Genomic DNA, 10,521 nt, shown 5'->3' with positions numbered 1-10,521 from the left:
AGGGATTTAAAAATAGAATCTTATCAAAGATCACAGCAATGACCATTATTCAATATATCAATAGGTTTGAATTCAACAGAAATATAAACAACCTAAAAATTAATATTAACTAAATGCACAACGGGTATATTTAATTATTTTTTATGCCAGAGTTCTTACTAAGAACTCTGGCTTTTTTAATATCTCTTTTATTTAGGTTTGTCATTCTAGCGTATGCTAGAATGATGATTTACCCCAAAAGATCTTCCAGAGGGTCAAAAAGGCCTTCGACTAGATTTATAAAGACCAAATTTAGGCTTTGATGTTTTAAAATTGGGTTTCAGATTATAAGTTGAAACTATTTTTTATAAATTACATAGTAATATTGTATTAAAACAATACATCATGAATACATTGAAAGAAGTAATACAATCTACAGAAAAGAATTTTACTCATATACATGCAGGTATAGACAAAGTTGCTTTTACTCAAAAAGTACATGAATTATTACAATCTCATGGTTATAAACTAATTCAGGGAAATGATGCAAACGGAATGTATGAGAAAGGAAATCGAGTATTACGAATTTTATTGGGAGCGTTTATCCAATATTTCAAGTTCCAGATAAAAACAGTAGAAAATGCAGAACATCTAGAAGTTACTGTATCCCGGGAAACATCTGGAATGTCAGGGGGGTTAGTAGGAATGAATCAGGTTAAAAAAGAAATGCAAGCTATAGAAGAAACATTTAAAAATTTATAGTAGCATTAAACACTTTCGTCAAAAAGACGAGTGAGAGGGCCAAAAAGAATCTCGGATTAACTCCAAGAGTTAAAAATTCAACCTTTTGGGTTAAATTTTCAGCTCCCTAGGTTAAAATTTCAATGCAACGAGTTAAAAGTTTAATCAGTAACGTTAAACGCTTCATCAAAAAGACGCACGAGAAGGTCAAAAATACGTTCCCTTAGAGATATAAGATTCAAATTTAGACTTTGGTGTCCCAAAATTGGGTGTTATACGTCCAATTTTGAAGATCAGAGATCCAAATTTGGACATTGATATTCCAAATTTGAACCCTAAAAATCTAAAATTTCATCAAAAAGACCCAATGGAGCGTCTTTTTGATTCATAGCTTTATAAGAAGCTCTCAAATGTGAACCTATGTAACTCAACTTTGAAAGGCTAGTGCTCAAAATTGAGTCCCCCGCTCGGATATAGTATGTGCTGGTTGCAACTAATACTGGTAAGGATGAAATGACAACTATAAGTTTTATAATTTATGGCTGTTTTTTTAGTTTGTTAGTATAGTTTTATGTGGCACACTAGTCACAGACTAGCGGCAGCTGGGGGAGTATGAGTGAGCACAAGAGTAAGTAATAAAAGATAAGAAACAGTTACATTGATGTAGCTGTTTCTTTTGTGTGTTATATGGTAAAATATATTATATATAGTTTTCCTCTGCTGCCGCTAGAGTGTCTCTAATGGTGGTCATGAGTAAGCGGTAAGAGTAATAAATGATAATTATCGCTGCTCGGATATAGTATGTGCTGGTTGCAACTAATACTGGTAAGGATGAAATGACAACTATAAGTTTTATAATTTATGGCTGTTTTTTTAGTTTGTTAGTATGGTTTTATGTGGCACACTAGTCACAGACTAGCGGCAGCTGGGGGAATTCGATTTTGCCAATGACATGACATCAGTTGCGAGAGAAGGTGGAAACTATGGTATTGCAAATCAAGGAGTATTTGCAGAGGATGGATCTGGAGGTTTTATTAGATTTGGATCTGAAACAGATTTATTCAACATATATGATGCCTGTAATTTTCTTACAGGGAAGGCTTACAGTTTAATAGGACTTACAAAACAGGAAATTCTAAATGGTGCCAATTTGAACAGTATTATCACATTGCATGGATCGGATTCAGAAGCTGATCAAAGGGCAATATCTAAGGGAATTAATTTCAACGGTGTAAGATGGAGAAAGTAGAGAATAATAGAAAAAAAGCAATAATTGCATTCTTAATATTTGTCATTTGTATTTTAAAACCGATGGAGAAAAACGAAGTAAAATTGGATTGCCGCGTGAGCATAGTAAACCTGTGATTGGCTATTATGATTATGAAAACCATCGATTAACCATCATAAAATATTCCCTGGATAAAAAAGGAAAATATCTAAGTTCTGATGAAGAATATTTAGAAGATCCTTACCATGGCGATGTGGTAAATTCATATAATAATGCTTCTGATGCTAATGGCAGTACTTTTTTTGAATTAGAAACCACTGCCCCTGCAAAAGCATTAAAAACAAATGAATCGGTTAGTCATTTACATCAAACATTTCATTTTGAGGGAGAAGAGTTGTTTTTAAATGAAATTAGTAAAACGATTTTAGGATGTGAATTAATAGGGTTAAACAATGTTTTAAATAGTAGTAAATAAATATTCTTTAACCCGTTGTCTGTTTAGAAGTTAATGGTTTTTTGGATCTGAAACCCTAAATATATAATGAGTAATTCTTAATAAAATTATAACAAATTTAAGCTCTTTATATTATCATTTTTAAAGGTTTTTTTATTCTAGTTATATAGTAGAATTTTACTACATTTGGTTGCTTAACATCAACTTAGCATATGATCACACATATCAAAGGGAGGCTTGTAGAGAAAAACCCAACTGATGTTGTTATAGATTGTGGTGGAGTAGGGTATATCTTACATATTTCATTACATACGTTTTCGTTACTTCCAGAAGGAGAGTCGTTGCAACTATATACACATTTACAGGTTAAAGAAGACTCTCATACGTTATTTGGTTTTGCAGAAAAATCAGAACGAGAAATTTTTAGACTTCTAATTTCGGTTTCAGGAATAGGTGCAAGTACAGCAAGAACTATGTTGTCCTCATTGCATCCCGATCAAATCAAAGAAGCCATTGCGGGGAACGATGTTGCCACCATTCAATCAATTAAAGGAATTGGAGCTAAAACTGCACAGCGTGTAATCATAGATTTAAAGGATAAAATACTTAAAGTTTATAATATCGACGAAGTTTCCTTGTCACAGAGCAATACTAACAAAGATGAAGCGTTATCTGCTTTAGAAACCCTTGGATTTAATCGAAAACTTGCAGAAAAGGCTATTGATAGAGTCCTAAAACAAGCCCCAAAAGAAACGGTTGAAAATATTATTAAACAGGCACTAAAAAATTTATAAAAACATTGAGTTCTTCAGATTCCTTACGCTTTAATTTTTTTAGATTACTAGTATGTTTGATAGCACTTTATAGTGGAGTGTTACATGGTCAGGATACCGAAAAAGTTCGGGATTCGACAAGTACAACATTTTCTTTGGGAGAACTTTCTTTACCAGATCCCAATAGTATTGTTAGTAAATACGAATATGACCCAATTACTAATCGATATATTTACCGACAAAAACTAGGAGATTTTAATGTGAGATATCCACTTTTTCTAACACCATCTGAGTTTGAAGCTTTGGTGGCAGAAGAACAACGAAGATCTTACTTTAAAGAAAAAATTGAAGCATTTAGTGGTAAAAAAGATGGAGCAGAAGAGAAAAGAAAGAACTTACTTCCTATCTTTTATGTAAACTCCAAATTTTTTGAAAGTATTTTTGGGGGAAGTGAAATAGAGATTATCCCGACAGGATCCGTAGAAATGGATTTGGGATTATTATTTACCAAACAAGATAACCCTGCGTTCTCTCCTCGTAATCGTAGTAATTTTACATTTGATTTTGATCAGAGAATAAGTCTGAGTTTGTTAGGTAAAATAGGAACACGATTACAGGTTACGGCAAATTATGATACAGAATCTACTTTTGATTTTCAAAATCAGTTAAAACTTGAATATACACCTACAGAGGATGATATCATTCAAAGTATCGAAGTTGGTAATGTAAGTATGCCATTAAATAGTTCCTTGATCCAGGGGGCCCAGAGCCTTTTTGGAGTAAAAATGGGATTGCAATTTGGAAAAACCACAATTACTGGTGTGTATTCAGAACAACGGTCTGAAACCAGATCTGTAAATGTCGAAGGAGGAGGTACCGTAGAAGATTTTGAACTTTTTGCATTGGATTATGATGAAAATCGACATTTCTTTTTGTCTCATTATTTTAGAGATACCTATGATGCATCTTTGGCAAGCTACCCTTTCATTAATAACAATGTACAGATTACAAGAATAGAGGTATGGGTAACGAATAGAGCAACAAGTGCACAAACACTGACTAATGCTCGTAATATTGTTGCGCTTCAGGATCTTGGGGAATCTCCGGTGGATGGTAATTTTACAATTCCGACAACATTATTTAATTCGGGAGCTGGAGCTTTTCCTGATAATGGTAATAATGACCTTGACCCGGCTACAATCGGTCCCGCTGGACCAATTACCGAAGCAGTTAGACAAATATCAACAGTGCAACAAGGATTCATTGGCCCAATTGCTGGCTTTAATGAAGGGTTTGATTATGCGATTTTAGAAAATGCAAGAAAATTAAACACGAGTGAGTATACTTTAAACACGCAACTAGGATATATTTCTTTGAACCAAAGATTGAATAATGATGAGGTTTTAGGAGTTGCTTTTCAATATACTGTTGGAGGACGAGTTTTTCAGGTAGGAGAATTTGCAAATGATGGTGTTGATGCAACGGTTGGAGATAATAGTGGAAATGATACTACAGGTGTAGCTGTAGGTTCAAGTCAAAGTTTGGTGGTTAGAATGCTAAAAAGTCCAATCGTTAATGTAACATTACCGATTTGGGATCTGATGATGAAGAACATCTATAGTACTGGAGCATTTAGGTTAGAACAAAACGATTTTAGATTAAATATTTTGTATTCGAATCCTTCTCCTGTAAATTACATTACTGCTGCAGAAGGATCATCGGTTCCGTTACCAGATGATGTTGAGCAAACCACCTTACTTAAAGTTTTTAATTTAGACCGCCTTAATCCAAATAATGACCCGGTGCAAGGAGGGGATGGTTTTTTTGATTATGTGCCTGGTGTTACAATTGATTCGCAGAATGGACGAATTGTATTTACTACTATAGAACCGTTTGGGGAGCACCTTTTTAATAAATTGGATAATGGTCCTGTAGGGTCAGTGTATACTAATCCGAGTTCTTATAACCCTAACCAAGCTCAATATGTATTTCGTGATTTATATACTGAGACTAAGGTTATAGCAGAACAAAAATCTGCTGATAAAAATTATTTTCAGCTTAAAGGAAGATATAAATCTTCGGGTCAGGATGGAATCCCATTGGGAGCCTTTAATGTACCTCAAGGTTCTGTTACGGTTACTGCAGGAGGAAGAACACTGCAAGAAGGGGTAGATTATACAGTAAACTATCAATTAGGAAGGGTAACTATTCTTGATGAAGCATTATTGGCATCTAATACTCCAATTCAGGTTTCGACAGAGAATAATGCTGTTTTTGGGCAGCAAACAAAGCGATTTACAGGTTTAAATATCGAACATAAATTTAGTGATGATTTTATTATAGGAGGTACTTACCTAAATTTGAACGAAAGACCAATTACCCAAAAATCTAACTATGATTTTGAACCTATAAACAATACCATATTAGGATTTAATGTTGCATATGCTACAGAAGTTCCTTTTCTAACCAGAATGGTTAATAAATTACCAAATATAGATACAGATGTTCCGTCTAATGTTTCTATTAGAGCAGAAGGGGCATATCTGATTGCTGGCGCACCAAAAGGAGCTGATTTTGATGGTAAGGTAACAACATATATTGATGATTTTGAAGGAGCACAAACTAGAATTGATGTAAGTTCACCATTGTCATGGGAACTTTCTAGTGTACCGATTGGTTTTGGAGATCCAGCGAACCCAACGAGTGATGTGGTTGTTGATGGTATCCAGTCCGGGTATCAAAGAGCAAAGTTAAACTGGTACTCTATTGATCCTATTTTTTATAGTAATGGTAGACCAAGTGGAATATCAGAAGCAGACTTAGCAACTAATGCAAGCAGACGAGTTTTTATTAATGAAATTTTTCCTGAAACCGATATTCAGCAGGGGCAAACATTGGCACTTTTTACACTAGATCTTAATTATAAACCTGGAGAAAGAGGTCAATATAACTTTAATCCTGCATACGCACCAGGGAGTGCATTACCAGCACCAGATCCAAGAAATAATTTTGCAGGAATTACAAGACAGTTAACCTCTACCAATTTTGAGCAGGCTAATGTAGAGTTTATTGAGTTTTGGTTGATGGACCCTTTTGAACATGATGATATAAATAATCCTGGAGGAACAATTGTTTTTAATTTAGGAAACATTAGTGAAGATGTGTTGAAAGATGGAAGAAAGCAATATGAAAATGGATTGCCTGCAACAGGCCAGACAGAAAATGTAGTGAGTACAGAGTACGCTACAGTTCCGGTAAATCAATCTTTGATATATGCATTTGATTCTGATGGACAGGCAAGAATTGATCAGGATACGGGATATGATGGACTGGGAGATGCTGCTGAAAAACAAAAACCAGAATTTGCGGCTTTTCAATCTTTAGATGATCCGTCTGGTGATAATTATACCTATTTCCTACAGGCAGGCGGAAATATTCAGGATAGATATAGCAACTATAACGGTACACAAGGAAATTCACCTACTGATGTATCCAACGATGATCGAGGAAATACAACATTTCCTACTGCAGAAGATGTGAATAGGGATAATACAATGAATACTATTAATAGTTATTTTGAGTATGAAATTCCTATTTTTAGAGGAATGGATATTGGTAATGATGGTGGAACTGGATATATAACAGATAAAAGAGAAATCACAGTTGATGCGTCCGGTCAGCAGTTGCCTACCAGATGGGTACGATTTAAAATTCCGATTTATGATCCAGATAGAGCTATAAATATTAGTGATTTTAGATCGATACGATTTATGAGGATGTATCTTACCGGTTTTGCTCAACCAACATTGTTAAGGTTTGGTAATTTGGATTTGGTAAGAGGTGATTACAGGAGATACGTAGTAGAAGGAAATACGACTAATGACCCTACAAATGGTCTAAATATAACAGGGGATAGCGAAGTTATTGTAACTTCGGTTAGTGAAGAGGAAACTCCTAATTATGTAACGCCTCCGGGAGTAATACGAGAGCAATTAAATAATAATAATAATATAATCAGAGAAGATGAGCGTTCACTTGCGCTTACGGTAAATACTTTACAAAACGACGATGCAAGAGGGGTGTATAAGAATTTTAATGTTGATATGCGTCAATATGAAAATCTTGAACTGTTTTTACATGCAGAGGCTGTTCCTAATCAAACTCTTAATAATGGTGACTTAACAGCTTTTATTAGAATGGGTAATGATTTTACTACGAATTTCTACCAAATAGAATTACCACTAGAGGTTTCTAATATTGGAGATTCTAGTCAAGAAGAAGTTTGGCCATCAAATAATCGTTTAAATCTTGACCTTAGTTTATTACAAAAAATTAAATCTGCAGTTATAGGGCAAGCGGCCCTAAATCCTAATACATTAATATATTTTGATGAAAATGGAGAAAACCCACAAACAGACCCTTCTCCTAATGGTAGTCTTGGGAATTTGAGACTGGGGATAAAAGGAAATCCTAACTTTGGAGATGTTAGAGTAATGATGGTGGGTATTAAGAATGAAAGTGGTAGTGATCAATCCGGAACAGTTTGGTTTAATGAGATGCGTTTAAGTGATCTTAAAAATAGAGGAGGATGGGCTACCGTAGGTAGTTTGGATGCTAATATTGCTGATTTTGCTAATGTCACTGCTTCTGGAAGAATCAGTACTATAGGATTTGGAGGAATTGAGCAAGGACCTAATGAAAGAAGTAGAGAAGATATTAAGCAATATGATTTAACAACTAATGTAAATTTAGGTCAGTTGTTACCAAAAAAATGGGGACTTCAGATTCCTTTTAATTATAGTCGAGGAGAAGAACTTATTACACCACAGTTTGATCCCGAATTTTTAGATTTAGAACTTCAGGATAGGTTAGATGATATCGATGATCCTGCAGAAAAAGAACGTGTTGAGCGACAGTCAACTGACTATACAAAGAGACAGAGTTTTAATGTTATTGGATTGCGTAAAGAGAGAACAGGGGATAGTAAGCCAATGCCATATGATGTAGAGAACTTTACATTTTCAGGAACGTATAATCAAACAGATCATCGCGATTTTGAGATTGAAAAGTCACTGGATCAAAATGTGAGATTGGGAGGAACATATGACTTTAGCTTTCAGCCAAAGGAAATAGAACCTTTTAAGAAAATTAAATTTTTAGGAAAAAGTAAATATTTTGATTTGCTTAAAGATTTTAACTTTAATTTACTTCCAACAAGTATCTCTGTAAACTCTAATATTACTAGACAGTATAATGAGCAAATTTTTAGAGATATCACTTTAGGACCTGATGATATCAGGTTGCCTACATTGTATCAACGTAATTTCCTCTTTGATTGGCAATATGGGGTAAATTATAACTTGACTAAGTCGTTAAACTTCAATTTTACATCCGCAAATAATCGTATTGTCAAAAATTTCATTGATGAGAATAATAATGTGGATAATACCATTGATATATGGAGTGGATTTTTTGAAATAGGGGATCCTAATACACACAGTCAGCAATTACAGGTGAATTATGAGGTGCCTTTTAAGAAAATACCTGCACTTAAGTTCATTCGTTCAACGTATTCTTACAATGCAGATTTTCAATGGGTGAAAGGTAGTGAAGCTCTTAAGACTTTAGAAGGTATTCCTGACTTAGGAAATACAGTTCAGAATGCAAATGTTCATACCATAAATGGTGCATTAGATATGAACACATTATATAAATATGTTGGGCTGAGAAAAAGAAAAGCAGGAAGAAGAAATACAAAGAAGAAGAAAGATACTAAAGATAAAAAAGGCACAACTGCAGTTGCAGAACGTAAAACACAACCTAAAAAAGGTCAGAAAAAGGGTAAAAGTAAATTAAGCGTTGGAGCTAAGGCATACAACACACTTATTGGATTGGTTACGGCTGTAAAAAAGGTAAATGTAAATTATCAACAGGATAATGGTATTTTCCTTCCTGGGTATACCAGAGAACCTGGCTTTGTTGGGACATTGAAACCTACTGTAGGCTTTACTTTTGGTAGTCAATCAGAAATTAGAGATTTAGCCGCCCGTAATGGTTGGTTAACTTTATATGATGATTTTAATCAACAATATCAAGAGGTTGAAGGAAGACAACTTAATATTCAAGCTTCTGTTGGACTTATAAAAGATCTTAAAATTGATATTAGTGCGAATAGAAATTATTCTGAAACCTATACAGAAAATTATAGAGTAAATCTGGATACCGACGGTAATATAGATAATGATAATCCCTATTCATCACTTACTCCTAATACTTTTGGTAATTATACAATTTCGACCTTACTTATAAAAACGGCATTTAAGAAAAGTGATGAAACTAATTCTGATGTATTTGATGATTTTAGAGAGAATAGACAGATTATTGCTGATCGTTTGGCTACAGAATTCTATGGTTCTTCAACATTTCCAAGAAGTAGCGAACAAGAACCAAATGGATATAGTTATCCGGTAGGTTTTGGGAAGACTAATCAAGCGGTATTGTTACCAGCTTTTTTATCGGCGTATTCTGGAACTAGTGCAGATAAAGTTCAAAAAGGAGCTTTTAGAGATGTGCCATTGCCTAACTGGGATGTGAAATATACTGGTTTAATGAACTTAAAATGGTTTAAAAAACGTTTTAAAAGGTTTTCTGTAGCGCATGGATATAGAGCAAACTATACGATTAATCAGTTTCAGACTAATTTGGAGTTTACAAATAGGAATGATGTGGATCAAGCTGGTAATTTTAGAAATCCAGAATTGTACTCTAATGTTAACTTAACAGAACAGTTTAGTCCTCTTATGAGATTGGATATGGAAATGAAGAACTCAGTTAAGATTCTCTTAGAGTGGAAAAAAGATAGGGCATTGTCACTAAGTTTTGATAATAACTTGCTAACAGAGATTCAAGGGAATGAATATATTGTTGGTTTAGGATATAGATTTCCTGATCTAACTTTTGCTACCAGGATTGCAGGAAGAAAACAAGTGTTAAAAAGTGACCTTAACTTGAGAGCTGATTTATCATTACGTCAAAATGAAACCTTAATTCGATACCTTGATCTTGATAATACGCAGGTAACTGCAGGACAGGATATCTATGGGATCAAATTTACGGCAGACTATTCATTAAGCAAGAACTTAACTGCGTTATTCTTTTATGATCATACTTTTTCTCAATATTCTATTTCTACAGCGTTTCCGCAGACGACAATTCGAGGTGGGTTTACATTACGATATAATTTTGGGAATTAAGATTCTTGTAATTAATTTGCTAAATAAGATATTGACAATTGTTTTTTGATAATTTTTTGATGGGTTTTCTCAAAATCTAATAAAATAGATTTA

At 34.0% G+C, this 10,521-nt stretch carries 5 protein-coding genes and 1 pseudogene; all 6 read left to right on the top strand.

All coding sequences use genetic code 11. The annotated features are described in order from the left end of the window. A pseudogene (locus tag FOF46_RS32530) lies at positions 1-113 on the top strand (IS982 family transposase); the annotation flags it as partial. A 271-nt stretch (positions 114-384) separates the two neighbouring features. Further along, positions 385-741, top strand: coding sequence for a hypothetical protein (locus FOF46_RS13475; protein ID WP_143916780.1), 357 nt, complete (start codon positions 385-387; stop codon positions 739-741). A 931-nt stretch (positions 742-1,672) separates the two neighbouring features. Then, entirely contained in the window at positions 1,673-1,969 is a 297-nt protein-coding gene (locus FOF46_RS13470) for a hypothetical protein (protein ID WP_143916779.1), read from the top strand. Positions 1,970-2,015: 46 nt separating this feature from the next. After that, a complete protein-coding gene (locus tag FOF46_RS13465) occupies positions 2,016-2,423 on the top strand; it encodes a DUF6786 family protein (RefSeq protein ID WP_143916778.1) in 408 nt (135 codons plus the stop codon). A 191-nt stretch (positions 2,424-2,614) separates the two neighbouring features. Beyond that, positions 2,615-3,196 (top strand): Holliday junction branch migration protein RuvA, encoded by a 582-nt coding sequence (ruvA, locus tag FOF46_RS13460; protein WP_109435595.1) that lies wholly within the window; start codon positions 2,615-2,617, stop codon positions 3,194-3,196. A gap of 5 nt (positions 3,197-3,201) precedes the next feature. Next, positions 3,202-10,428, top strand: coding sequence for a T9SS outer membrane translocon Sov/SprA (sov, locus tag FOF46_RS13455; protein ID WP_143916777.1), 7,227 nt, complete (start codon positions 3,202-3,204; stop codon positions 10,426-10,428). The last annotated feature ends 93 nt before the right edge of the window (positions 10,429-10,521 follow it).

Origin of the sequence: Aquimarina algiphila (assembly GCF_007489275.1) — a bacterium.
GTDB classification, from domain to species: domain Bacteria; phylum Bacteroidota; class Bacteroidia; order Flavobacteriales; family Flavobacteriaceae; genus Aquimarina; species Aquimarina algiphila.
The sequence above is the reverse complement of the archived record's forward strand: the minus strand, read 5'-3'. Positions and strand labels throughout refer to the sequence as shown.

Bases quoted from the DNA above. Each gene is read 5' to 3' on its own strand.
- FOF46_RS13475 (WP_143916780.1), top strand. From the start codon at position 385: ATGAATACATTGAAAGAAGTAATACAATCTACAGAAAAGAATTTTACT.
- FOF46_RS13470 (WP_143916779.1), top strand. From the start codon at position 1,673: ATGACATCAGTTGCGAGAGAAGGTGGAAACTATGGTATTGCAAATCAA.
- ruvA (WP_109435595.1), top strand. From the start codon at position 2,615: ATGATCACACATATCAAAGGGAGGCTTGTAGAGAAAAACCCAACTGAT.